Origin of the sequence: Bacillus sp. FSL K6-2841 (genome assembly GCF_037976435.1) — a bacterium.
Lineage (GTDB): Bacteria > Bacillota > Bacilli > Bacillales > Bacillaceae > Bacillus > Bacillus pumilus.
The window spans coordinates 772615-798717 of sequence record NZ_CP150266.1 but is presented as its reverse complement, the minus strand read 5'-3'; the positions used below and the strand labels follow the sequence as shown (position 1 = coordinate 798717).

At 43.2% G+C, this 26103-nt stretch carries 22 protein-coding genes; 5 read left to right on the top strand and 17 right to left on the bottom strand.

The window, feature by feature from the left end; genetic code table 11:
• Positions 1 to 106: 106 nt before the first annotated feature.
• From MHH68_RS03790 to MHH68_RS03740, 11 genes are all read right to left on the bottom strand, one after another.
• Positions 107 to 1405 carry a citrate:proton symporter gene (locus tag MHH68_RS03790; RefSeq protein WP_058015708.1) on the bottom strand — a complete coding sequence of 433 codons (1299 nt, stop codon included), beginning with the start codon at positions 1403 to 1405 and terminating at the stop codon, positions 107 to 109.
• 191 nt (positions 1406 to 1596) lie between these two features.
• A complete protein-coding gene (locus MHH68_RS03785) occupies positions 1597 to 2574 on the bottom strand; it encodes a tripartite tricarboxylate transporter substrate-binding protein (protein ID WP_339165206.1) in 978 nt (325 codons plus the stop codon).
• Between the two features lie 2 nt (positions 2575 to 2576).
• On the bottom strand, positions 2577 to 3275 hold the full coding sequence (locus MHH68_RS03780; protein WP_339165204.1) for a response regulator: 699 nt from the start codon (positions 3273 to 3275) through the stop codon (positions 2577 to 2579).
• Positions 3276 to 3278: 3 nt separating this feature from the next.
• Positions 3279 to 4874, bottom strand: a complete 1596-nt coding sequence (locus tag MHH68_RS03775; protein ID WP_058015705.1) for a sensor histidine kinase — start codon at positions 4872 to 4874, stop codon at positions 3279 to 3281.
• Positions 4875 to 5017: 143 nt separating this feature from the next.
• Complete coding sequence (locus MHH68_RS03770) at positions 5018 to 7171, bottom strand: exosporium glycoprotein BclB-related protein (RefSeq protein WP_339165202.1); 2154 nt, start codon at positions 7169 to 7171, stop codon at positions 5018 to 5020.
• Between the two features lie 111 nt (positions 7172 to 7282).
• Positions 7283 to 8368, bottom strand: coding sequence for a bifunctional diaminohydroxyphosphoribosylaminopyrimidine deaminase/5-amino-6-(5-phosphoribosylamino)uracil reductase RibD (gene ribD, locus MHH68_RS03765; RefSeq protein WP_268467398.1), 1086 nt, complete (start codon positions 8366 to 8368; stop codon positions 7283 to 7285).
• Positions 8369 to 8644: 276 nt separating this feature from the next.
• Positions 8645 to 10402 carry a WD40 repeat domain-containing protein gene (locus MHH68_RS03760; RefSeq protein ID WP_339165198.1) on the bottom strand — a complete coding sequence of 586 codons (1758 nt, stop codon included), beginning with the start codon at positions 10400 to 10402 and terminating at the stop codon, positions 8645 to 8647.
• A 4-nt stretch (positions 10403 to 10406) separates the two neighbouring features.
• Positions 10407 to 11210: an SUMF1/EgtB/PvdO family nonheme iron enzyme gene (locus MHH68_RS03755; RefSeq protein ID WP_144463032.1), complete on the bottom strand. Its 804-nt coding sequence runs from the start codon at positions 11208 to 11210 to the stop codon at positions 10407 to 10409.
• A gap of 33 nt (positions 11211 to 11243) precedes the next feature.
• Positions 11244 to 11969, bottom strand: a complete 726-nt coding sequence (locus tag MHH68_RS03750) for a GTP cyclohydrolase II (RefSeq protein ID WP_058015455.1) — start codon at positions 11967 to 11969, stop codon at positions 11244 to 11246.
• Between the two features lie 278 nt (positions 11970 to 12247).
• The gene (locus tag MHH68_RS03745; protein WP_058015456.1) at positions 12248 to 12904 is read right to left on the bottom strand and encodes a methyltransferase domain-containing protein; all 657 of its coding nucleotides are present in this window, start codon (positions 12902 to 12904) and stop codon (positions 12248 to 12250) included.
• A 972-nt stretch (positions 12905 to 13876) separates the two neighbouring features.
• Positions 13877 to 14224 (bottom strand): general stress protein, encoded by a 348-nt coding sequence (locus MHH68_RS03740; protein ID WP_058015457.1) that lies wholly within the window; start codon positions 14222 to 14224, stop codon positions 13877 to 13879.
• Between the two features lie 221 nt (positions 14225 to 14445).
• Between MHH68_RS03740 and MHH68_RS03735 the strand changes: the two genes are divergently transcribed.
• Positions 14446 to 14835, top strand: coding sequence for a YfmB family protein (locus tag MHH68_RS03735; protein WP_058015458.1), 390 nt, complete (start codon positions 14446 to 14448; stop codon positions 14833 to 14835).
• A gap of 108 nt (positions 14836 to 14943) precedes the next feature.
• Positions 14944 to 15948: an NADP-dependent oxidoreductase gene (locus MHH68_RS03730; RefSeq protein ID WP_058015459.1), complete on the top strand. Its 1005-nt coding sequence runs from the start codon at positions 14944 to 14946 to the stop codon at positions 15946 to 15948.
• 35 nt (positions 15949 to 15983) lie between these two features.
• Here the strand turns inward: MHH68_RS03730 and MHH68_RS03725 are convergent, their stop codons facing one another.
• Positions 15984 to 17126: a DEAD/DEAH box helicase gene (locus tag MHH68_RS03725; protein WP_061407073.1), complete on the bottom strand. Its 1143-nt coding sequence runs from the start codon at positions 17124 to 17126 to the stop codon at positions 15984 to 15986.
• A 152-nt stretch (positions 17127 to 17278) separates the two neighbouring features.
• Here MHH68_RS03725 and MHH68_RS03720 point away from each other — a divergent pair, with 152 nt between their 5' ends.
• A complete protein-coding gene (locus MHH68_RS03720) occupies positions 17279 to 18832 on the top strand; it encodes an ABC-F family ATP-binding cassette domain-containing protein (protein WP_061407071.1) in 1554 nt (517 codons plus the stop codon).
• A gap of 216 nt (positions 18833 to 19048) precedes the next feature.
• Here the strand turns inward: MHH68_RS03720 and MHH68_RS03715 are convergent, their stop codons facing one another.
• The 3 genes from MHH68_RS03715 to MHH68_RS03705 all read right to left on the bottom strand — a co-directional run bounded on the left by MHH68_RS03715 (position 19049) and on the right by MHH68_RS03705 (position 22767).
• Positions 19049 to 20239 (bottom strand): MFS transporter, encoded by a 1191-nt coding sequence (locus tag MHH68_RS03715; RefSeq protein ID WP_058015461.1) that lies wholly within the window; start codon positions 20237 to 20239, stop codon positions 19049 to 19051.
• Positions 20240 to 20295: 56 nt separating this feature from the next.
• Positions 20296 to 20721 carry a MerR family transcriptional regulator gene (locus tag MHH68_RS03710; RefSeq protein ID WP_061407069.1) on the bottom strand — a complete coding sequence of 142 codons (426 nt, stop codon included), beginning with the start codon at positions 20719 to 20721 and terminating at the stop codon, positions 20296 to 20298.
• Positions 20722 to 20883: 162 nt separating this feature from the next.
• A complete protein-coding gene (locus MHH68_RS03705; RefSeq protein WP_061407066.1) occupies positions 20884 to 22767 on the bottom strand; it encodes an ABC-F family ATP-binding cassette domain-containing protein in 1884 nt (627 codons plus the stop codon).
• A 133-nt stretch (positions 22768 to 22900) separates the two neighbouring features.
• On the opposite strand from MHH68_RS03705, the gene MHH68_RS03700 reads away from it, so the two are divergent.
• Together MHH68_RS03700 and MHH68_RS03695 are read left to right on the top strand one after the other, a co-directional pair.
• A complete protein-coding gene (locus MHH68_RS03700; protein ID WP_058015464.1) occupies positions 22901 to 23974 on the top strand; it encodes a glycosyltransferase family 2 protein in 1074 nt (357 codons plus the stop codon).
• A 185-nt stretch (positions 23975 to 24159) separates the two neighbouring features.
• Positions 24160 to 25551, top strand: coding sequence for an amino acid permease (locus MHH68_RS03695; protein WP_058015465.1), 1392 nt, complete (start codon positions 24160 to 24162; stop codon positions 25549 to 25551).
• Between the two features lie 38 nt (positions 25552 to 25589).
• Here the strand turns inward: MHH68_RS03695 and MHH68_RS03690 are convergent, their stop codons facing one another.
• Together MHH68_RS03690 and MHH68_RS03685 are read right to left on the bottom strand one after the other, a co-directional pair.
• Positions 25590 to 25823, bottom strand: coding sequence for a hypothetical protein (locus MHH68_RS03690; RefSeq protein ID WP_058015466.1), 234 nt, complete (start codon positions 25821 to 25823; stop codon positions 25590 to 25592).
• Positions 25824 to 25829: 6 nt separating this feature from the next.
• Positions 25830 to 26087, bottom strand: coding sequence for a hypothetical protein (locus MHH68_RS03685; protein ID WP_012009223.1), 258 nt, complete (start codon positions 26085 to 26087; stop codon positions 25830 to 25832).
• Positions 26088 to 26103 lie beyond the last annotated feature (16 nt).

Sequence of the window (26103 nt, the reverse complement as noted above, 5' to 3'; positions counted from 1 at the left end):
ATCTTTTGGAGGAACAGGCATGCTTATTGTATAGGGCAAATGAATCGAGCCTACTCGGCAATATGAACTAAAAAAGTGCCTGCTCACGTAGCAGACACTCTTTTATTTACCAAATGGAGATGGCCCCAATGAGTACCGACATGACCGTCATGGCAACAACTGCAAGCACAGCCCATTTCATCCCAAACTTCTGATGCTGATCCAGTGATACACCAACAAGTCCAACAAGTAAATGAGTGGATGGAACAAGTGGGCTTAACATATGAATCGGCTGGCCAATAATAGAGGCTCTCGCGATTTCAATTTTATCAACACCATATGCTGCCGCTGTTTCTGATAGGATCGGCAGGACCCCGTAAAAGTATGCATCATTCGGCATAAAGAACGTAAATATCCCGCTCGTTAACGCCACTATGACTGGAATAAAGCCGCCAAGCTGCTCAGGAATGGCAGAAACAATCGATATCGCCATTTCATCAACCATTTTCGTGCCAGTTAAGATGCCTGTAAAAACGCCTGCTGCAAAGATCATGGAAGCAATCGCTAAGACGTTAGTTGAATGAGCCGCAATCCGCTCACGCTGCTGTTCAAGGTTCGGATAGTTCACGATAATTGCTACACAAAAAGCAAGAACAAATAGGACCGTTAAGCTGACCTTTCCTGAGACGAGAAGGAGTACCAATAACAACGTAAGCGTTAGGTTAAACCACCAAAGTTTCGGTCGCTTGATGTCATCCTGTAGTGCCGCTGCCATTTCATTTGCATGAATCGGCTGTTCGAGCTCAATGACACCAAGACGCTTTCTTTCAGACTTCCCAAGAAAGTATGCCACCACAATCATGCTCAAAACCCCTGCACCAATGACTGGAATCATCGGACCAAATAAAAGTGATGGATCAACGCCAAGTGCACTTGCCGCTCTAGGTGTGGCTCCTCCCCATGGAATCGTATTCATAATCCCCATGCCGACTCCAGCAATCCCCGCTAAAATAATTGGACGGATACCAAGCAGCGTAAATAATGGAAGCATCGCTGTGGTTGTAATCATGTACGTTGTTGTCCCATCACCATCAAGTGCAACAAGCATGGTCAGGACAGCTGTTCCAACGACAATTTTTAAAGGATCGCCTTTGACAATGTTTAAAATTTTCGCCACCATCGGATCAAATAAACCAGCATCAATCATAATGCCAAAGTACAAAATCGCAAACATGATCATGACCGCTGTCGGTGCAACTTGCTGCACACCTTTGACAATCATGTCAGAAATTTCAGTAAAATGAAAACCTGCAATAAGAGCAAATGCAATTGGTGTTAATACCAATGCCGTTAAAACAGACATACGTTTCGTCATAATCAAAACCATAAATACAACCATCATAAGAAATCCTAAGATTGCTAACACTTTGTTCACCCCTTATGTTGTATACGCTTTCATTAAATGTTGGTATCCCATTTCCAACCCTTTCTGTCATGATATCTGACGCCTGAATTGAAGTAAATATTATGAATTTTAATTCTTTTTCGAGCGATAAATGCTTTTTGTTCATTTTGTTCAAACCTTGGTTTTGATGAATTCCATGAAAAAAAGCGGTCTTACTCGACCGCTTGTTCCCCTTGGATAAACTGCTCATATCGCCTTAATTGATCTTCCATAAAAATTTTTGCCTCTTTGCTGTTCATATAACGACTTGTCCAGCCTTTTTGCTTCATTTGCTTTTTCCAGGACTTCGTTTGTGTCATATGATAAAGAAGCTGATCCCATTCTCGAATGTCGTGCTGATTCATTTGCTTTGGCCCCATCACACCACGCCAATGAGAGAAGATAAGCGGAATCCCTTGCTCTTTCCAAGTGGGAACGTCTTTGAATCCATCTAAGCGCTGATTCGTTGTGGTCGCGACAAGCTTCAGTCTTTTCTTTTCATAATCATGACGAACCTCCGTAATCGTCGTGGTTGCCGCATCTACTTCATGGTCAATGAGTGCTTGAAATAAATCATCTGCACTGTCAAATTTCAAAAACTGAATACGGTATGGATCAATTCCTGCCATTTCGGCAGCCCGTGCGAATGAGATTTGATCATCATTACCGAAGTCTGGGGCAAACCCGATTTTTAAGGAATCCGGTTTCTTCTTTAGTGCATGTAATAACTCCTTCCCATTTGAGAAAGGAGAGTCAACAGGAACTGCAACGACCTGCCACTCTTCAGCAAGAATGGCGAGCGGGGTGACATCATTCATGGTCACGTTACTGCTGCCCAGTAAATTACGGCTTAATAATAGGCTTGAATTTAAACTAATATAATTGGCATCTCGCTCCATCATATATGTCCATCCTTTATCAACCGTTCCGCCTCTTTGATAAAGAATATTCACAGGCTGCTTCACCAGTTTTTCTTGTTCTAGCACGGTTTTCATCACTTGGGCCGTTTGGTCAAATCCGCCGTCGGGTACACCTGATACCACAATGTATAATGGGCTGTACTCCAGGAAAGAAACTCTTGCTGTTTTTTCATTAAAGGTGAGCGTCGTACAAAGGCAGACCAAGATGATAAGGAGTATTCCTTTTTTCATTTTTATGACTCCACTTGTTTTTTAGCAGGATAATATTTTCGTTCTGGTCTGCCAATGATTCCATATGCCAGCTCTGCCCGGCATTCTCCCGTTGTCACAAGATACTCTACATATCGTCTTGCTGTTGTACGTGATGCGCCCATTTTTTCTCCGAGTTCTTCCGCTGTAATTCCGCTAAACTCTTCCTCCATTAATGTTTTCACTTTGTCCAAAGTCAGTGAATTAATACCTGTTGGCAAGTCTCGGTCATCCTTTTGTTGCGATTCTTCCTGCATCTGACCAAAAAACAGATCAATCATCGTTTGATTGACTTCATCTTTTGAATTGATTAACTCTTTCTTCTCTTTATATTCGGTTAAAACCTGAGTGAATTTTTGGACCGTCACCGGTTTGATTAAATAATGAACCACTCCATAATGAAGCGCGTCTCTTAGCAGCATCGTTTCCGTTGCAGCTGTGATAATGATCACATCCACATCAGGATGGCGCTCTCTTAAAAGCGGCAAAAGGTTCGTGCCTAGCTCATCAGGCATATACACATCAAGTAAAATAAGATCCACCTGTTCTTTTTGAAGTGCCTCCCACATATCCTTTGCACTTTTTGCCTTTCCGGCAACTTGAAAGCCTTGTACCTTTTGTATATAAGATTCATGAATCGCAGCAATTCGAAAATCATCCTCCGCAATGAGTACCTTCATCACAACCTATTCCCCCTTTGTGCCTTTCGGTATGTAAACAGTGAAGATGGCACCGCCTTCTTTTTGGTTCGCAACTTCAATCCAGCCCCCAAGTTCCTCCAGCACTTCTTTGACATTGGCAAGTCCATAGCCTCGCCCTTCTCCCTTTGATGAATGTCCTCTTGTGAAAAGTTGTGAAATGGCTCCTTCATTGACACCATCTCCTGAATCAGACACCTCTATGATAATATCAAATCCAATATCTGTGATGAACAGGCTTACGTCTCTTTTCTCCTGATTCAATACGGCCTCAAACGCATTGTCTACGAGATTGCCAATGATGGTGATAAAGTGAGATAAACTCATATGGACTGGGAGCGGCTCCAATGAACTATTTTCATCAATGTGAAAATGAACTTTTTTCTCAGATGCCTTTCCTAACTTCCCAAGTAAAATGGCTTGTATCTTCGGAGAGCGAATTTGCTTCATGAGTAAATCATGCTGGCGATTTTGAAGAGTATATTCTTCTTTAATTAAGTCAATGGCTTCATCCACTTGCTGTAACTCAAGCAAGCCCAAAATAGCGTACAGTTTATTCGAAAATTCGTGTGTTTGCGCTCTAAGGTCTTCTGAATATTGGCTTACCTCTGTCAATGTATTCAGGAGCTTCGTCAGCTCGGTCTTCTCCCTGAAGCTCACAATTCCTCCAAATACTCGATTGTCCTGCACCACTTTTTTGACATTTAACACAAAGGTTTTATCATTGACGACTGATTCTATGTTAGGTTCAATCGTCTCTACCTTTAGATAGGATAGAAGATTGGCATTTGGCAACACTTGATCAATATGAAGAGGCAGCGTTGAAGAGACCCGCAGCATCTGTTCAGCTGACGTATTCATCATTGTAATTGCACCTTTACGGTCAAATGCAATGATTCCCTCTTTAATCGCGTGCAGCATCGCTTCTCTTTCTCGATATAATGAGGCAATTTCATGCGGTTCAAGCCCTAATATATCTTTTCGAATACTCCTTGTTAAAAAAATGGCTCCAAAAACCCCAGGCAGCAAAACAAGAAGGGCAATATAACTTAATTTGAATAGTTGATGGGCTGTCGCTTGGTCGATATCTCTTTTTAAAAATTCGACGCTGACTGTCCCAATAATTTCTTCATGACTGCCTGTTTCTTTCATAATTGGGGCACTGCCTCTGACAACGGTTTCACCATCAGAATCACCCGTTGATATGGAGGTTCCTCCAAATAGCAGTGTACTTCTTCCTTCCGACACACTGATGGTTTTCCCTACATCCTCATGATTTGTATGAAAAAGAACCTTTCCTTTTTGATTGGTGATAAAAATAGCATGCGCTCTTACTTGCTCCTTCATTTGCTCAAGTACAGCCTGCTCTTCGTTTTGGGAATCTCCTGTAGCCACTGATGTTTTAATAGGCGGCATATATGAAATCGTTCTAGCAGTTTGCACTGCCAGCTGTTCAGCTTGGCTCTGCCTTTCTGATGTCTGCAAAAAACCAAAACAAATGGTCAATAAGGCAATAACAACAAGCAAAAGCCCAATAATTAACCCAAAAATTTTTGTTTGTAAAGTGACTTTCCTTTTGCCCATCCTCACCGCCACAACCCCTAATTTATGTAGATTCACCCGAATAGACTCTAAGAAAATCATATCACTTTTTCTCACTAAGTTAAGAGAAAATTCATTCAATACAAAAAAGGACGACTCATGATTGAGTCATCCCAATGTGTTCATTACGTGATTGATAAACCAGCACTCGCATAGCCTGCAACGGTATTCACTAATGATAGACCTGTAGCTGTTGCAGAGAAGACAACGAGCAATCTTGTTTCTGGTGTGACTGGTACGTTCAAACCAGTAGCAATGCCGTTTGAAATAGCACCTATCGTTAAAATACCGGTTAACGCTGGAGCCAATGTGACGCTCGCTACTTGCGTGAAACTGTTATCTGGTGTCGGTGAAGCAAACAGACTAGCTGTTACAGTAATACTCGTGCCAACTAAAGAAAGCGCGGCTGTCGTACTAAAATAGCCAGCAAATGACGTAATGGTTCCATCTCTCGGCACTGAAAACGCCATGTTTAGTAATGTTCCTGCTGCCCCGGTTAAATCAATGATTCCGCCTACAATACTGACACCTGTCGCTGAGTTACCAAATCCGACCAAGCTAGATGTTCCAACAAGACCGCCTGCGATTGTGGTTAAAACAGCTGGCGTACCAGATGCAAATGGAATAATTGCACTCGATCCTGTCACACCTGTTGGACCTGTGGCGCCGGTGGCTCCTGTTCCTGTTGCTCCTGTTGCTCCCGTGGCTCCTGTATCTCCGGTTGCACCAGTTGCTCCGGTTGCTCCGGTTACTCCGGTCGCTCCTGTATCTCCTGTTGCTCCGGTCGCTCCGGTTACTCCCGTGGCTCCTGTATCTCCTGTTGCACCAGTTACTCCGGTTGCTCCTGTATCTCCGGTTACTCCGGTCGCACCTGTATCACCCGTTACTCCGGTTGCTCCTGTATCTCCCGTTACTCCGGTTGCTCCTGTATCTCCCGTTACTCCGGTTGCTCCTGTATCTCCCGTTACTCCGGTTGCTCCTGTATCTCCTGTGGCACCGGTCGCTCCGGTATCTCCTGTAGCTCCTGTTACTCCGGTCGCTCCGGTATCTCCCGTTACTCCGGTCGCTCCGGTATCTCCTGTGGCACCGGTCACTCCGGTATCTCCTGTGGCACCGGTCGCTCCGGTATCTCCTGTAGCTCCTGTTACTCCGGTCGCTCCGGTATCTCCTGTAGCTCCTGTTACTCCGGTCGCTCCGGTATCTCCTGTAGCTCCTGTTACTCCGGTCGCTCCGGTATCTCCTGTTACTCCGGTGGCGCCGGTAGCTCCGGTATCTCCCGTGGCTCCGGTTACTCCTGTAGCACCAGTTACTCCGGTCGCTCCGGTATCTCCTGTAACACCAGTCGCTCCGGTATTTCCTGTGGCACCGGTATCTCCTGTGACGCCAGTTGCTCCGGTATCTCCCGTGGCGCCGGTAGCTCCGGTATCTCCGGTATCTCCCGTGGCTCCGGTTGCTCCGGTATCTCCCGTGGCGCCGGTTACTCCGGTATCTCCCGTGGCTCCGGTTGCTCCGGTTCCTGTTGCACCGGTCGCTCCGGTATCTCCCGTGGCGCCGGTTACTCCGGTCGCTCCGGTATCTCCCGTGGCACCGGTTGCTCCGGTTCCTGTTGCACCGGTAGCGCCGGTATCTCCCGTGGCGCCGGTTACTCCGGTCGCTCCGGTATCTCCCGTGGCGCCGGTTGCTCCGGTTCCTGTTGCACCGGTAGCGCCGGTATCTCCCGTGGCGCCGGTTACTCCGGTCGCTCCGGTATCTCCCGTGGCTCCGGTTGCTCCGGTTCCTGTTGCACCGGTAGCGCCGGTGGCTCCGGTTTCACCAGCTGCTGCTAACAAGGTATAATCTGGTGACGAACCTGGCGTCCCTAATGGCGGCGCTGAATTCACCACATACGTACTCCCATCGAATGTCACGACTTGACCTACTGGATAGGTTGGGGCTACCGCTGGATCAAATGCTACGATGCCCGTTAAGCCTACACCCGTGGCTCCAGTCGCTCCTGGTGGACCCGCTGGACCCGCTGGACCCACTGCACCCGCCGGACCTGCTGGGCCTGCTGGACCTCTTCTTCCTCTCCCGCCTGGCGGACCTTGAATCACACAAACACAAGGATCTTTTCCGCAGCAAGGATTTTTCACTGATTTTCCTGGCTTACCTGATCTTCCTTTCTTACAACTATCACATTCCCAGCCATCATCCTTATACGCATCATACCAGCTTCCTTTTTGGTAGTGGTCTGTCGAATGAGTTGGATATGTCTTTCCGCATTGTCTACATCTTCTCATGGAATCACCCCCATCCATCGTATTCATCGTTCCTTGGAAAGGTGTATGTACATTTTTATTTTTATTAAAAATATTGAAAAGACCTCGCGCTCGATGCACAAGGTCTTCTATTTATTGAAATTTCATTGTTATTTTGATATCTTTTCCTACCATACTATATTTAACATCTGCTGGACGAATCGCCTCTTTTAGTTTTTTTACCCCATCTCCTTCAAAAAAAGTAGGCGCACTCTTGCCTCCGATTAATAAAGGTGCCATATAAATGACAGCTTCATTGACAAGTGATGCTTCTAAAAAGGAAGCACTCACATTCCCTCCTGCTTCAACAAGAACTGACATGACAGAACGTTCCTTCAGCATGCGTAACACTTCGTGAATATCCGTCCGCCGCTCTCCGCTTGTGACATAAATTTGATGCCCTTTGTCTATAAGCTGTTCATACTTTTTCTGATCATACATATGCGAGGTGCAAATAATGGTTTCCGCCATACGATCTGTTAAACATTTCGCATGAAGCGGAATCCTTAATGTGGAATCTAAAATGACACGAATGGGCTGGGTCATGATTGAATCTTTCACAATAAGACCCGCATCATCTTGAATAATCGTTTCGACACCAGTTATCACAGCATCTGCTTCTTGGCGCAATTGCTGCACTTCTGTTCTCGCTTCTGTTCCAGTGATCCATTTGCTTTCTTGATCAGCCGTTGCAATTTTCCCATCTATTGAAATCGCTGATTTTAATATGACATAAGGAAGGTCTGATTGAATGAAATGAAAAAAAGGCACGTTTAAGCGCTCTGCCTCCTGTTTACATATTCCTTCTTCTACTTCGATTCCAGCTTGTTTCAACATGGTCATTCCCTTGCCTGCTACAAGCGGATTCGGATCTTGCATCGCAATGACTACTCGTTTCACACCACTTTTGATAATCGCTTCAGTGCAAGGACCCGTTTTCCCATGATGCGAACAAGGTTCAAGCGTGACATACAGATGAGCTCCTTCTGCCTTTTCTCCTGCCATTTGCAGCGCATGAATTTCAGCATGAGGTTCACCCGCCTTCATGTGAGCACCCATTCCAACAATTTCACCTTGCTGTACAATGACGGCACCGACAAGCGGGTTTGGGGAGGTTTGCCCTTTCATTGCTTTTGCGTTGGCAATCGCCAGTTTCATATAAAACACATCGTCTTTCATGTGAGTCTCCTTTCTTCTCTTTCAAGGGAAAGAACTCCTTCAGGAAATGAAGGAGTTCTATTCTCATATTTTTTCCATCCGTTTCTTTTCAGAACGATCATAGTAAGGCAAGGAATAAAAAAGTTTATATGATGCTCGTTGTTTACAAAAACAGCATTTGCGACATTCATATTTATTAATGAGGAGCACATGCGGACAATTGAGTACAGTTAGCCCTTTTTTCATATGTTCCTTGCAAACACTTATCATGAGAATCCCCCGCTTACATTCTTTTTCTTAATGAGAGATTACTTCTTTTGGAAATTGTTCAAATAAGCGCAGTACTTCGGTATACGTGCCATCTTCTCGAATATGATAAATCCCACCATCATACGAGCTTGCGTATACATCATTGCCTAATTGTCTAATGGCACTTATCCCATTCTTAGCAATTCTAATTGGGCCGGTATTGACCCCTAGCTCTGGATTCCACACGACGATATAGCCCCAATAATCTCCGCTCACAATATAGCCAGAGTCTGTGACAGAGACCGATTTAATCGAATACTGGTGTTCATTATGCTGGTCTAAAATTCTTCCTGTATGCAAATCAAACAATCTCACATTCTTGTCACGGCTGACAATGGCAATACGGTCTCTTTTGCTATCAATGAATACATCATTTAACAGCTCTGTCGCCCCGATATATTTGGCTTTTAAAGACAAGCTCTTCTTATCTAAAAGACAGATGGTGCCTTCTACCGCAGCTGTGATGATATGATCCCCTTCTACTTTTAATGCTTTCACAGCACAATCATGTGCTTTGGAACGGCCAACTTCCTTTAAATGCTCTGTCGAAATGACATGGACATAACCGCCGTAAGTTCCAATATAAAATTGCCTGTCCTCCTCGTGGAAATACACACTGTTGACCGGTCCTGTATTGAGATCAAACGAAACCATTTGCTGTAATGATTCATGAACAATATGCACCTGACTTGCATGATCTCCCCACGCATAATAGCTTCCATCTCTAGCGACAGCCACTCCATTTGTTAAAACGCCTGTCGATTTAGTGATTTCAATCCCATTTTTTCTGAATTTTCCGTCATCTGATGCTGTGATAATATCTCCTGCCTCAGTCAGTGCAATATCATTAATAGATGGTGTCGCCATTTCGACCTCATCTGATACAACTTTCCCCTTTTCAATAGACCATTCACAATACGTTTTTCCAAAGCTGGCTCCTAGGATAGATTTCTCATCTTCCGTCCAGACAAGCGAGCGCTCCCACTGATATTTATGAGGCAGCAACGTATCGACTAAATCCCCTGTTTCGTAATTCCACAGCTTAATTAAATGGTCATAGCCTGCTGTCAGCAAGTAATTGCCGCTTGGAGAAAAGTTCACCCGCTTGACGCCCTGTAAATGAGCTTTAATGATTTTTTTCTCCTGTAACGTCACCGCATCATAAATAATGACGGTACCATCGTCTCTGCCAAGTGCGAACACTTCTTTTTGATTGCTGCCGCTGATTGTGTCCAGCTCATAATCAAACGGACCGATTTCCCCTACAATTTCTCCTGTATCATACAGCCATACAAGAACGTAGCCGTCATCACCTGTTGTATAAGCTTTATCGCCATGTATCCATACAGCTAATACATCTTTGCTATGTCCATGAAATTCTCTTAGAATGGCTCCTGTTTCGATATCCCAGACTAAGCATCTTCTATCTCTGGACACCGAGACAAGCAAGGTATCCTGCTTCGCAAAAGCAACGGCTTCTACATCATCCGCATGACCAAACAAGGTGCGAATGTGAGTATGTGTGCCTGTATCATACAATTGAATGGTGTAGTCTGACGAAGCACTGGCTAAGTACTTTCCGTTTTCAGAAAGAGATAAAGAGTTAATGATATGCTCATGACTTCCAATAAACGTTCCTTCTCCTGTCGCCCGGTTCCACTGATAAATACAGCGGTCATAGCCGCCAGTGTAAACAATTTGGTCCTGCTGAGTTGATAAAACAGATGTAATTGGTCCTCTATGCATAATTTTACACTCCCACCTTTATATGTTGTTTTTGACGAGTCATTACACGAAAGCCAGTAAATCGAAAAACAGGGTCTGGATGCTTCCCGTGTCTTCTGGCGACTCTGCATAAATCTCCGCCTCTTGCAAAGGAGCCGCCTTTTAAAATGTAGTAATCACTGCCAAGCGTTTCCGTTAAATCATCTACAACCTCAATGCCGCCTTCGTACACATGATATTTGCTGTTGACCCATTCCTCGACGTTGCCCCCCATATCATAAAGTCCGAATAAGGATCTTCCCTTTTCGTAATGGCGGACAGGTGTCGTTTTTTCAATATTTGATTCGTACGTATTACAGTAAGAAGAGTCAAACTCATCTCCCCAAGGATATTGATTTCTCGTGTTACCCCGGGCAGCATATTCCCATTCTTCTTCAGTAGGAAGCGACACGTCTATCCCGAGTTTCCCGCTTAGCCACTGGCAGAATGAGAAGGCTTCCTCGATCTCCATGCCCCAAGCCGGATGATCTTTCCCGCCGCCAAGTTCTTGATTCGTTAAGCTCTCAGGGTACGACTGGCCTGTTTCATCACAATAACTTTGATACCATTCATTAGTGACGACTGTATCTGAAATGAAAAATTCATTGATATACGGCTGATAGGATGGAAATTCTTTGTACAGCCATTTTTGAAATTTTTTCTCACGACCGTAAGTTGGATTGAGAAGCTTGTCCTTCCAGAATTCTGATGCCTTTTTCATATCTTCTTCATTACTTCCGATTGTTGCATAGCCGCTTGGGATTTGAATCCAATTGATTTCAGGTTTCACGCTTTTCTCCCGCCTTCTTTAAAGTAAACTCATCTACTGATTAATTAATTTTTTCTCATCGACCATATGCCCTGAGGCTGCTTTTGCTTTTAAATAGGCTTCATTATAGAGAGAGGCTTCGACCGTATGATCAAACCGCAAAACAGGAAGACCGTAGGCAGCAATGGAATCGACTTTATCTGGATTGTTCGTTAGGAGATGCATTGGTTTCCCTTTGTTTAAATAGTGCAGAACAGCCGCTGCCTCCTCGTAATGCCGGTCATCATCGCCGCATCCAATCAGGCGGTTGGCTTCAAACGTATCCAGCTGCATTTCCTGTAATTTATACGTCAATGCTTTCGCCATCAGCCCAATTGACCGCCCTTCTTGATTGGCCATATAGACAAGCATGCCTTTTCCGTAATCGGTGATTTTTTTCAGCGATAACGCAAGCTGTGGACCGCAGTCACATTTCAGTGACCCAAACACATCCCCTGTTTGGCAGACACTATGAATTCGCACAAGCGGCGGCATTTCATTTTCAAAGTCGCCAAATAAGAGACAAGAGGAAAAGGTTTGCTGCGCGGTACTCATTTGGACAATAGATTCAATCGTTGGTTTTGTCTCCCCTTCAACAGGTGCGAAGGCATACCACTTAAATGACACTTCTTCATGTTGAATGGAGATCGGCAGGTTCACTGGTCCCACGAGCAAATAGTTTTTTTCTTGAAAGGTAAAATGATGAATCATTGATTGTAATTCATCTACAAACTTATTCATTTGTCTCCCCCCTATTCATCGCTGCACCCAAATCGACTCAGGAAGCGCAGTGATGGTGGTGAATATGTGTCCGCACTCATGGCTTAAAAGAACATGGATATGCGTTTCCTCTCATCGTTCAGACCTTGATTCCACCTATTCTAGCGATAGTTCAATCTTGGTCTTTTCCAGTACAAAGGAGCAGAATTTTGGGTTCATCACGCCTTTCTCTTACATGATGCGCACAGGCTCTTTCTTAGAATGAACACCTCTGCTACGTCTGAGTGTTCACCTTTGTACTAGATTTTGACGGCAATGACATGGTGCTGGCTTATGCCGGCTTTTGCTTTTAATGGTGTAATCGATACAAGCTCCAGACCTGATGAACAAATTCTTTCTCCAAGCTGAGAGTCTGAAAATGAAAAGTGGAAACGGCCATCTTCTCCGATTAGCCCTGTTCTCCACTCTTCTCCCCATACAACAAGTGAGAAGACTCCGCCTTCTTGAAGCAAAGAGGACACCTGTTTTAAATAACGCTCATGATCATCAGGGTGCTGGTGATGAAAGCAGCCATGATCTAAAATTAAATCAAACTGCTTTTCCCGTCCCTGATCCATCGACCAGGACATAAAATCTTGATGAAAAAAATAGACAGGGACCGTTTCTCTTTTCTGTAACCCTCCCCACTCCTCATGCTCATACAGGTCGATGCCGACATATTCGGAAAGTCCGCTTAAATGTTCAAGTGCCCGGCCGTTCCCGCATCCGATATCGAGCACAGAAGCAAGTGCATTTTTTTCCCTTGAACGCCAAGCTTTTAATGACATCACGGCTGCATCTGTTAAGGATGGATCAGTAGACCACATATCTGTTCTTTTCTCATAATGTTCTTGAAATGCCATACGCATTTTTTCTAGATACAACCCACTGTCTTCATGGTATAAAGCCTTTTTCATCACAGGACCTCCTTCTATTTAAAATCGACTTTTCGGGCAAAGGTCATTTCCAAGCCAAAAACCTTATGTTAAAATAAAAGATGGATTTTTTAGGAAATCTGTTTTCTGAAAAAGAAGAGAAGCATCCCACATGTTCACTCTTCTTTTTCAGCGTGCATCCTCATATGCAGCCATTTGAAAGCTGAAGCGCATCAGCTTGTTTTCTCTTTTTTTCATATGAGTTCACCTCCTTCACCGTTCGATCAACTCACAACCTTTTTTGAAACCGCTTTCTCCTCTGTACAAAAACATGACGTCTTTTCTATATCTCTTGCAAAGTGATCATAGTAGAAAGGTCAATCTACTGTTTAGATCGGCTGCCATATTTTCTTCAAGTAAAAGACCGTTTTCTTATGTGTTAGTAGACATATTCCGAGTAAGCTTTTTCTCTTAAAAGCACTTATACCTTGGTTTTATGACACCACCTTTCACTAGAATAAGCCTTGAATAAACCCTTCAGAATTTTAACAACTACTTCCATAATGACTGGAATAAGCCAAATATATTGTTTTTAGATTATTTTGTCAACAAATTATTTCCTAAACATTAAAATGAATTTTCTAATTGAAAATACAGGTATTTTTCGTGGTTTTTTGACCTCAAAACACTTATTTCTACACAAAAATACAACATAAACCAATAGAACTAAGAAATTTATCTACTAAATTACACAAGATTTTTATTACATTTTGAAACAAAACCGAAAGATACAATGATTATTTCCCGAATGGTTTTTTGTGAAATTTTTACTATTCTTTTCTTATTTCCTATCTTTTTCTTTGGTATATCTGCATTTTCAATTAGATGTTTTACTGTTTATTCCAATCTGCTATTTTTTCTAAATATAGTAAAAAAGATGCAACCTCTCCTTCAAAGATGATGGCATGAAAAAAAGCCCCTTACAAAAGTAAGAGGCTTTTTCTCAGTTGGCGTTTATGCCCAAGTTTTCACTTTTTCATGGTCTGTCACAAACAGAAGGACTTTTCCTTCATCTAAATGTTCTTCAAATTTCTCAGCTTCTTCTTTAGAGAAACCAATTTCATGGATTTTATTTCGGAGCTCATCACCCTTTTTACTAAAGATGTTCCCAACAGCATGTTTCAGTCCAACTTCTCTTGGACCTATCGTATTGGCATCTGCATTCCCAGCAATACGCTCTGTACGATCATCGTCATGGGACAGAACATAAATGTCCTCTCTTGCAACACCGAGTGATTTTAATTGCTCTACATCTCTTTGAAGTGTTTCATCATTTGAATACTCTCTTACAACAGGTTTCATTTTTTATTCCTCCTTTAGCGTCTTACGAATCTTTTACCCGTCACTTTTATCATTAAACCTTCCTTGAGCACATCCATTTTACATTGAGTACTAACCATGCCTATTGACTTATTTTTGACAAAAACCCTGTAAAAATGACTAAATTTTCTGAAATATTGTGTTCATCCCTGCTGTTTTGTTGTACAATTCTTGTACTGGAGGCTAGAAATGAGGTAGAGCTGATGTATTACTTTTCAGCGGAGCAGCAGTTTAATGCTTGGGTTGTCAGTGATTTGGTGAAACAGCTTTTTCAAAAGTGGAATCCTGAAGAAGCAAAAGCAGAGCCGCTTACATTGTTTGCTGAACAGCACTTTCGCATCTCCATTGATTATCTCTTTTCCATCATTATTAACATTGGAGATATCGAGTCGATTGAACAAGATCCACAAGACCTGTTGTCCTCATACTTGAATATCCTTTTTCCTTTTGTGACGCGCGATATGATGAAAGCCTCCATGCAAAATGCGAACGAATATTTGTTAAAAGAACGTGATGCGGACGTGTATCAGCTGTTTGGCTGTCTGCCGCCGCTCCTCTCTGTTGACTTTCAAAAAAGTAGTCCTCATCTATGAGATGGCGGCTGCTTTTTTGTATGTGTTTGAAATAGACCGTATGTTTTGAATGAAAAGAAGCATCATGTTAATGTAAATCTAGGCTGCAAGTGAAAGGGAGGATTTGACATGAGTCAGCAAAAGCAAATTCAATTAGCTAAACGTCCACAAGGATTACCTACAAAAGATGTTTTTCATTTTGAAACAGTCGATATACCTGTGCCGCAAGATGGTGAAGTTTTGATTCAAACGAAATATGTTTCTGTAGATCCTTATATGAGAGGACGAATGCAGGATACAAAATCCTATACACCTCCATTCAAGCTAAATGAAGTGATTCAGGGCGGTGTTGTCGGAGAAGTTGTCGAGTCTAAATCGCCTCAATTTGAAAAAGGTGATTTTGTTCTCGGATTCCTTGGCTGGCAAGAATATTCCACAGCCAAAGCTGAATCTCTCACTAAAATTGATCCATCTATCGCGCCATTGTCCTATTATTTAGGCATTTTAGGCATGCCAGGGCAAACCGCTTATTTCGGTCTTCTTGCAATTGGCCAGCCAAAAGAAGGCGAGACCGTTGTCATTTCTGGGGCCGCAGGTGCTGTTGGTTCCGTCGTGGGACAAATTGCTAAGATCAAAGGCGCTCACGTCGTTGGGATTGCTGGATCTGATGATAAGCTGGCTTATTTAAAAGAGCTGGGCTTTGATGAAACAATTAATTATAAAACAACAAAAGACTTAGATGATGCTATTGCAAAGGCGTGCCCTAACGGCGTCGATGTGTATTTTGACAATGTAGGCGGCGAAATATCTGATGCCGTGATGAATCATTTGAACCGCTTCGCACGTATTCCAGTGTGCGGCGCGATTTCGTCTTATAACATTAGCGCAAGCGAGGACATTGGACCGCGTGTTCAAACAAAACTCATTAAAACAAGCGCATTGATGCAAGGCTTCATTGTTGCCAACTATTCAGATCGTTTTGAAGAAGCAGCAAGAGATCTCGCACAATGGGTAAAAGAAGATAAACTGACTTATAAAGAAACAATCATTGAAGGCTTTGACAACATTCCTGATGCATTCCTCGGACTATTCAAAGGGGAAAATGTCGGAAAACAGCTTGTCAAAATTTCATAAAAAGAAAGGACCCTCCATGTGGGAGGGTCCTTTTTTTATGCTTGCTTGGGCGCAAGGTGCAGCTGACCTTGCTTATAAACAATTTCCTGAAGCGAAAGATTTAGCTTTTTCGCCATTTTTTTAAGCATTGAATGCTCTTGAGGTGTGACTAGGCTGATAACAGCTCCTTCTTTTCCTGCGCGGCCGGTTCTGCCTGAACGGTGGATATAGCCTTCTTCGTTTGGCAGGTCGGCATGGATCACGTAAGGCAGATCGTCAATATCGATCCCTCTTGCTGCGATATCTGTTGCAAGAAGAAGCGGGAATTCACGTTGTTCAAATTCCTTTAAGATGATAGCTCGCTCTGCTTTTTTCGCTTCACTATGAAGAACACCGAGGTCGACATGGTGATACGCTAATTTCTCTGCATAAATGCTTAGATTCGTAATATCACGCACAAAAACGAGCGCATGCATGTCCTCAAGCCGTGATAGCTTTTGCAGAAGTTTTACTTTGTCACGCTGGTCACATAATAGATAATAGTGTCCTACTTTCTGCGCTTCTTCCTCACTTCTAGCAATTTTCAATACTTCTGGTTCAGACGTCATTTCTTTAATCAGTTGAACCGTTTCGTCTTTTAAGGTCGCAGAGAAACAAAGGATTTGTCTTTCTTTTAGTGTGGATTTAATGATCGCTTGGATCGTTTTCATATGCTCTGGCACAAGAAGCTGATCTGCTTCATCTAGCACGATTGTTTTGACTTCATGCATTTTCAGTTTCTTGATTTTGATTAATTCTTGGACGCGGCCTGGTGTCGCTACGACGATATTCGGGTGTTTTTTTAGTTTTTCCTGCTGCTTTTTAATGTTCGCTCCACCAATCAAGGAGACCGCTTTGATGTCTGATCCTTGTTTAAACTCTTGCACAACATCAAAAATTTGCATCACAAGCTCTCTTGATGGTGCCAAGATTAAGACTTGCGGGTGCTTGATATTCACATCAATTTTATTTAAAAGCGGCAACACATACGCCAGTGTCTTCCCCGTTCCCGTAGGCGATTCTGCGATCACATCACGCTTCTCCGTAATCCATTCTGCTGTTTTTTCTTGTATAGCTGTTGGTTTTTCGAAGCCAGCCGCTTGGAAGTTCTCTTGAATAAATGGCTTTGCTTCTTTCAAAAATGCCCAATTTTCTATCATGTCGATCTCCTTTATCCTCATTCAATCTATCCTTTAGTATCTCAAAATCAGCTTTGAAACGCAATTTTTCTTTTGATGCTTTTATCAAGCCGGACAGTTCGATATAATCATGAGAGGCACTAGCCGTTTTGAATCTATTTGAGGTGTAAAAAATGATATTATCTGTTAAAGATTTAAGCCATGGCTTTGGCGACAGAGCCATTTTCCACGAAGTTTCCTTCCGTTTATTAAAAGGCGAGCATGTCGGCTTAATTGGCGCCAACGGTGAAGGAAAGTCAACGTTTATGAATATTATTACTGGCAAGCTGGAGCCAGATGCAGGAAAAGTTGAATGGGCAAAAAATGTCCGTGTCGGCTACCTGGACCAGCACACTGTGCTAGAAAAGGGCAGAACGATCCGCGAAGTGCTTCAGGATGCTTTCCACTATTTATTTTCAATGGAAGCAGCGATGAATGACATTTACGGCAAAATGGGTGAAGCTGATCCTGATGAGCTGGAAAAGCTGTTAGAGGAAGTGGGCGTTATTCAAGATGCGCTCACAAACAATGATTTCTATATCATTGATTCCAAGGTCGAAGAAATTGCGAGAGGTCTTGGGTTAACAGATCTTGGGCTGGACCGTGATGTGACGGAGCTGAGCGGCGGACAGCGTACAAAAGTATTGCTTGCGAAATTGCTGTTAGAGAAGCCAGAAATTCTCCTTCTCGATGAGCCGACCAACTATTTAGATGAACAGCATATTGAGTGGCTGAAGCGCTATTTACAGGAATATGAAAATGCGTTTATCCTCATTTCACATGATATTCCGTTTTTAAACAGCGTCATTAACTTGATTTATCATGTTGAAAATCAAGAGCTCACACGCTATGTTGGTGATTATGATCAATTTAAACAAGTGTACGAAGTCAAAAAGCAGCAGCTTGAAGCAGCTTATAAAAGGCAGCAGCAGGAAGTGGCTGAATTAAAGGATTTTGTGGCAAGAAACAAAGCGCGTGTCAGCACAAGAAATATGGCGATGTCCCGTCAAAAGAAACTGGATAAGATGGATATGATTGAACTCGCAGCAGAAAAGCCAAAGCCTGAATTCAATTTTAAGGCGGCACGGACTTCTGGGAAATTGATTTTTGAAACAAAAGATTTGGTCATTGGTTATGATGAACCGCTCTCTCGTCCTTTGAATCTGAAAATGGAACGCGGGCAAAAAATTGCGTTATACGGCGCTAACGGCATCGGAAAAACGACATTGCTGCGAAGTCTCCTTGGAGAAATCTCACCAATTTCTGGTGAGGTGGAACGCGGAGAATTCCTTCATATTGGCTACTTTGAGCAAGAAGTAAAAGAGCAAAACAGCAACACCTGTATTGAAGAAGTATGGGGCACCTTCCCTTCTTACACGCAATATGAAGTGAGAGCTGCTCTTGCTAAATGCGGATTAACGACAAAACATATTGAAAGCCGCGTGTCTGTTTTAAGCGGTGGAGAAAAAGCAAAGGTCCGTCTTTGTAAGCTGATCAATGAAGAAACCAACCTCCTTGTTCTCGATGAGCCGACCAATCACTTGGATGTCGATGCGAAAGAAGAACTAAAACGTGCATTAAAAGAATACAAAGGGAGTGTCTTATTGATCTCTCACGAACCTGAATTTTATCAAGATGTAGCCACTGAAACTTGGAATTGCGAATCTTGGACGACCAAAGTATTATAGGCTTCAGATTGTTGACAAAGGGCTAAAATGATCTTTATTTTAGCCCTTTGTCTTCTTTTCAGCGTGATAGAAAACCTTTGAAGTCTAGGAAGGACGAGTACCGGAGTGGAGCGAATTGAACATTCGTGAGCACCGGAGCGCAGTCCTGACAAAGAATGCGAGGGTTTGTCTACACGCTGAGCCTTATATCTCATGCAGATATAAGGCTTCTTCTATTTAATGACCTGCTTGAATATTGATGAGATGTTTCCGGCCAATTAACAGGATGATCATGCCTAACAGAACGACAGCCGCCCCAACATAGTAAGGGGTGCTTGCAGTAAAAGATTCAGCAAGTACGCCGGCAATCCAAGGAGCAATCGCGCCCCCAATAAACCGCACGGCACTGTAAGAGGATGAAGCAATGGAACGCTCAACCGGTGCTGATCCCATCACTGCGGTCGTGAGCACAGTATTGATCATACCAAGAATACCCCCAGCAATGACAATTCCGCAGATGACGACTACAACATGTGAAGTCCAGATTCCAATACCGAATAAAATCACAGCAAACGAAGCAAACAGAACCACAAGAGAAGTCAATGTTCCAAGCTTGCGATGAATGACCGGCGCTGAGAAGACGGAAGTCACAGCTAAAAATAGTCCCCATCCAAAAAAGACATAACCAAGACCATGCTCATCCAGATGAAGCACAAATGGCGAATACGCTAAAAGCACAAAGAAACCGAAATTGTATAAGAAAGCGGCAGAAGCCATCGTTAAAAGTCCTTTATATTTTAACGCCCCGACAGCCTCGAATAATTTCACCTTTTTCTGAGGCTTTTGCATCGGTGGAAGCATAAACGTAATGGCTAAAAGAGCAACAAGCATTAACACCGCAACGCCAAAGAATGGACCGCGCCAAGAGATCGTCCCAAGCTCTCCGCCAAGCAGCGGTCCAACCGAAATCCCAAGACCTAGTGCAGCCTCGTATAAAATAATGGCCTTCGCACTTCCTCCAACAGACACACCGACAATGACAGAGAGAGCCGTTGAAATGAATAAGGCATTCCCAATGCCCCATCCCCCTCTAAAGCCGATTAATTCATTAATCGTTGAAGAGGTACCCCCTAAAGCAGAAAAGACAATAATAAAAATAAGTCCGATTAATAACGTCCATTTCGCACCAATCCGACTAGAGATAAAGCCGGTAAAAAACATCACAAAGCCAGTCACAAGTAAGTAGCTCGTAAACAAAAGAGAGACCTGACTTGGAGATGCATCTAATTGTGATGCAATGGCAGGCAAAATCGGGTCCACAAGTCCTATCCCCATAAATGAAATCACACATGCAAAGGCAACAGCCCAGACGGCCTTCGGCTGCCTAAGCAGACTTGTACGCTGTTTTAACACTTCTTCTTCCTTCATTCCATCAGAACCTTTCCTTCATATGTTCACAAAATAAAATAAACACACTGAGGTGTTTATTTTTGTAATTGCTCAATCGCATGAGCCGCTCTATCTTTCATCGTTTCAAGATCCTTTTTAAAGGATTGAATCGTTTCAAGCTTTTTTGTAATCAATTGATGCTGCACAGTCAGCTGCGCCTCAATATCTAACAGTTTTTCTAATCGTTCCTTCGGATCAAGCGACAACAAGTAGCCTTCTTTATTCAGCTCTAACTGCTTCCCTATTTCCATAAACGATTGAAGCTCTTGTAAAGAAAAGCCGAGTACCTCTTTTGCCTGCATTACTTTTTCTAGTTCTTCCATGTCGTCCTCTGAGTACAGCCTGACACCGCCCTCTGTCCGCTTTGGTGCTGATAATAAACCAATTTCTTCATAGAAACGAATCGTCCGTTTGGTCAGTCCGCTTCTTTTCGCCACTTGATCAATTTTCATCCATTCCATTGCCAGTGCCTCCTGCTCATCAATTCATGATTTATTATACACCTTTATAACCTTAACGTAAACGTAAATTTTTAGGTTCTTGATTCTCTCGTGTCTTGATGAAAATAAAAAAAACCTGCAAAATGTTCTGCAGGTTTTTTTATTTCAATCATTTTATTAGGATTAACCCTCTAATTCCTCAATCATGATCGACAGTTCTGTCCAGCGGTCCATTGCTTGTTCTAGTTCTTCAGCAACGGCTTTTTGTTCGTCCATCAGTTCTTGAATTTTCCCAAAATCACTGCCTGCTTCTGCAATGCTTGCTTCAAGCTGCTGATGTTTTTCCTCTAATGCCTGAATCCGGTCTTCAATTCCATCCCATTCAAGCTGGTCTTTGTAAGAAAGTTTTTTTCTCTTTTTAGGCGCCGCTTCTACTTGTTTCTCAGCAGGCTTTGTCTCTGTGCGCTTCGCTTCTTTTTCTTGCTCCATGTAATCGCTGTAAGCACCTTGGTAGTGTGAAACGCGGCCATTTCCTTCAAAGACAAGCAGACGGTGAACCACTCGGTCTAAAAAATAACGATCATGCGATACGGTCATGACAACGCCAGGAAACTGTTCTAAATAATCCTCTAAAATGCTAAGTGTCTCCGTATCAAGATCGTTCGTCGGCTCATCTAGAAAGAGAACATTCGGTTCTTCCATTAAGACTTTCAGTAAATACAGTCTGCGGCGTTCTCCCCCTGATAGTTTGCGAATAAACGTCCGCTGCATGGATCTTGGGAATAGGAACCGTTCCAGCATTTGCTCTGCTGTCACTATGGCGCCATCAGATGTCTTAACGATCTCAGCTGTTTCCTTGATGTATTCAATGATCGTCAGCTCTTCATCCATTTCCTTGTGATCCTGCGTGTAATAGCCAATACGAACGGTTTGTCCAATTGTCAATTGTCCTGAAGTCGGTTCAATTTTACCCGCAAGACAGTTGAGAAGCGTCGTTTTTCCGACTCCATTCGGTCCGATAAATCCAATCCGGTCGCCCGGCACGACTAAGTCTGTAAACCGCTCCACAAGGTTCTGGCCAGCAAATGAAATCGACAAGTCTTCTGCCTCTATGACTTGTTTTCCTAGGCGATGGGAACCGATGGCGAAATCCAGCTCTCCCTTCGCATCAGGCCCTTTTTGATCCATCAGCTCTTCGGCTCTGCCGATGCGTGCTTTCTGCTTCGTCGTTCTTGCTTTTGCCCCTCTTCTCAGCCATGCAAGCTCGCGTCTGAGTAAGTTTTGACGCTTCGTTTCTTTTACCTGAGCTTCTGCTTCTCGTTCCGCTCTTTTTTCTAAAAAGACTTCATAATTTCCTTTATACGTATAAAGCTGTCCTTGATTCAATTCGTAAATCCGATTGGCCACCCGGTTGAGGAAATAACGATCATGCGTCACCAGAATGACAGCACCGCTGTATTGACTCAAATATCCTTCGAGCCATTCAATCGTTGCATTATCGAGGTGGTTGGTTGGCTCATCTAAAATCAGCAATCCTGCGGGCTGAATTAAATTTTTAGCAATCGCGACACGCTTTTTCTGTCCGCCTGATAAAGCATGAACAAAGCGGCTCACATCTTTGACGCCAAGCTTTGTCAAAATCGTTTTTGCTGATAGGTTCGCATCCCATGCGTCTTCCTGATCCATTCGATTTTGCATGCGCATGAGCGCCTCTTGTTTTGCCTCATTTTGCGGATCATGCTCTAAATCGGCGAGTGCCTGTTCATATGCCTTCATCGTTTGAATTATGGGTGCTGTTCCAGAAAAAATGTAATCGAGAATCGTTTCATCCCCGTCCATTTCGGGGTCCTGCTCAAGAAATTCGATATCAAGTGTCCCTGCCTTCGTGATGTCACCTTCCTCAAACGATTCAAGTCCTGCAATGACCTTTAGGAGCGTTGACTTTCCTGTTCCGTTTGGTCCAATCAATCCGATGCGTTCCTTTGGTTCTATATGAAAAGAAATATGATCAAACAGCGTTTTCTCGCCATAGGTTTTATATAATCCTTCAACATTCAATAAACTCATTTTTATCAGCCCTTACATAGATTCTTCCTTTATTTTAAATCAGCCAGTTGCAGAAAACTAGTTTTAAAAAACCCGCAGCTGAAAAGAATGTTTCCTTTTGCTGCTCGATACACTATGAAGAGGTGATCTAAAGATGGTAACCATTAGCTTATGTATGATCGTGAAAAATGAAGAGGAGGTGTTAGCGGACTGCCTTTCCTCTGTCCAAGACATTGTCGATGAGATGATCATCGTTGATACAGGCTCAACAGATCGTACGAAAGAGATTGCTCACTCTTTTTCAGCCAAGGTACTTGATTTTGAATGGGTTCAGCATTTTGCCAAAGCCCGCAATTTCGCTTTCTCACGTGCAACGAAAGAGTATATTTTATGGCTTGATGCAGATGATGTTCTGCTTGAAGAAGACCGTCAAAAATTTCTTCAGCTCAAAGAGACACTTGATCCTTCTGTGGATGCTGTCTCGATGTTTTATCATGTAGGATTCGATGAAGACGGTCAGGTGAATTTTAAATATAGAAGAAATCGCCTTGTGAAGCGTGCCTTGAACTTTCAGTGGTACGGGGCCGTTCATGAGTTTCTTCAGGTGTATGGAAACATCTTACCAGCCGATATAGCCGTCACACATCAAAAGCGTAAGAAAACAACCGCTGGTGAACCAGGGCGCAACCTGCGAATTTATGAAGACATGCTGGCAAGGGGAGAGGACATGACGCCCCGTGATCTCTTTTATTTTGCCAATGAATTAAGAGATAACAGGCAGCATGTCAGAGCAATTCGTTTTTATCATGAGTTTTTAGCGACAAAACAGTGCTGGATTGAGGATGAAATTCGCACATGCCAATATTTAGCCGACTGCTATTATGCGGTAGGTTTCGAGGAAGCGGCTTTATCCTCATTATTACGTTCTTTCTTATATGATCAGCCTCGGCCAGAATTTTGCTGCCGAATCGGGGATCATCTAAAAATTCAAAATAAACATCAGGCAGCAATCTTTTGGTATGAGCAGGCGCTGAAGGCTCCTGAAAACGAAGCAGCCTTCACACTCACACATTATAAAACGTGGTATCCTCACCTTCAGCTTTGCTATTGTTATTATCAGCTCGGCGATTTGGAGAAAGCCAAAACACATCATCTTGCCTCCGCCGCCCATCACCCAACTCATCCAAGTGTGCTGTATAATGAAAAAATATTTGCTGAACAGACATAAACTAAACTATCTATCACCACATCCGCCTTCCATCTCTTGGCGGATGTCTCTTTTTTAGCAAAAATTCGATTGTGGCGTTTAACACTTTAGTGGTTTAAAGCGTTCTTCAACCAATTGACTAAATTGTCATTTCAGCATATACTAACACTCGTCTTACGAAAAGATTTATCCATTAGGAGGTCAACATGAGTTCTTTATTTCGAAAAAAGTCTCTCGACCAGCTCATGCTTGAAAGTCAAACGAAGCGGCTCAGCCGATCGTTAAATACGTTTGATTTAATCTTGCTTGGCATTGGCTGCGTGGTCGGGACTGGTATCTTTGTGATTACGGGGGTTGCTGCGGCAAAGGATGCGGGACCCGCGATTATTATATCTTTTATTTTAGCTGCGATCGCATGCGCCCTTGCTGCTTTTTGCTACGCTGAATTCTCCTCATCCATTCCTGTATCAGGAAGCGTCTATACGTATTCCTATGCTACACTTGGGGAATTTCTCGCCTTCTTAATGGGCTGGGATCTTATGCTTGAATATGTCATTGCACTCTCTGCTGTAGCAAGCGGATGGTCGTCCTATTTCCAATCACTGCTCAGTGGATTCGGTCTGCACATACCGAAGGCTTTATCAGCTGCACCTGGAGCCGCTGATGGGGCCGTCTTTAACCTTCCAGGCGCACTCATTATTTTGCTTATCACCTTTATCGTCTCAAGAGGCGTCAAAGAAAGCACGAAGCTGAATAACATCATTGTGCTGATTAAAATTGCCATTGTCCTTCTCTTTATCATTTCAGGCTTTGCTTACGTCAAACCTGAAAACTGGACACCTTTTATGCCGATGGGCTTCCACGGCGTGATTGCTGGAGCGGCGACTGTCTTTTTTGCTTACCTTGGATTTGATGCAATCGCTAATGCGTCTGAAGAAGTCAAAAATCCTCAAAAGGCGATGCCAATCGGAATCATCGGTGCGCTCGGTGTTTGTACGATTTTATACATCGGTGTTTCATTCGTCTTAACAGGCATGGTTCACTATACGAAGCTGAATGTCAGTGACCCTGTCGCATTTGCTCTTCAAGTTGTTGGCCTGAATAGTGTGGCGGGCATTATATCCGCAGGTGCTATTATTGGGATTACGACAGTGTTAATTGCACTTGTTTATGCTCAAGTTCGTTTAACCTTTGCCATGAGCCGAGATGGACTCATGCCGAAAATCTTTTCAAACGTTCATCCAAAATCGAAAACACCGGTTGCTAACACTTGGCTCACAGGTGCTGTTGCGGCATGTATCGTTGGATTCGTCAACTTATCTACGCTAGCGAATTTAGTCAGCATAGGTACACTTGCAGCCTTTACAGTGATCTCTATCGCTGTGATCGTCCTACGGAAAAAACATCCGAATATGAACACAGCTTTTAAAGTACCCTTTGTACCTTACCTTCCCATTATTAGTGCGGTCATTTGTATGATATTGGCTGCTACACTGAAATGGGAGACATGGAGAGCCTTCCTGATCTGGGTGGCCATTGGTGTCGTTGTTTATTTCACCTATGCAAGACGAAAAAGTCATCTAAATGAAACACATTAGAAAAGAGACACGGGGTTTCCCGGTCTCTTTTTTTTTGCTTAAATCACGCTGTTTTTGGCTGAATTTGAGTCCACCATATCTGGATCTAACACGCTTGAAATCGGAATGACAAGCGGTGAACAATCTCCATTGTCCTCTCCAAATCCTTGGTTCATTTTCATCGAGAGAAAATAATCGATCTGCTGATAAGGACCTAGCGTCAGTGATGCACCCCGATCCATTGCATTGATTTTAAAAGCACCGACATTGACGACTGAGGGTGAGAATAACATCACACGTCACTTCCTTTGAATGGGTTTAGCTGTTGGTGAAAAAGAGGCAGGTGAGTCCACTTGATCTCGATCATCTACATGGCTTTTTGTCCCGACAAAACCGCTGGCATCTCCAAAATTTTGTCCGTACCCCTGATTTTTTTTATCTGAGTTTTGCCACTCTGCTAACAAATTTTGTCCGACATTCACCGCCGACGCATTTTCAAAGGAATTAATTTTTAACATGAAAATATTAATATTGATATACGGAGTTGGTTGAACCACAGATAAACCTCCTTTT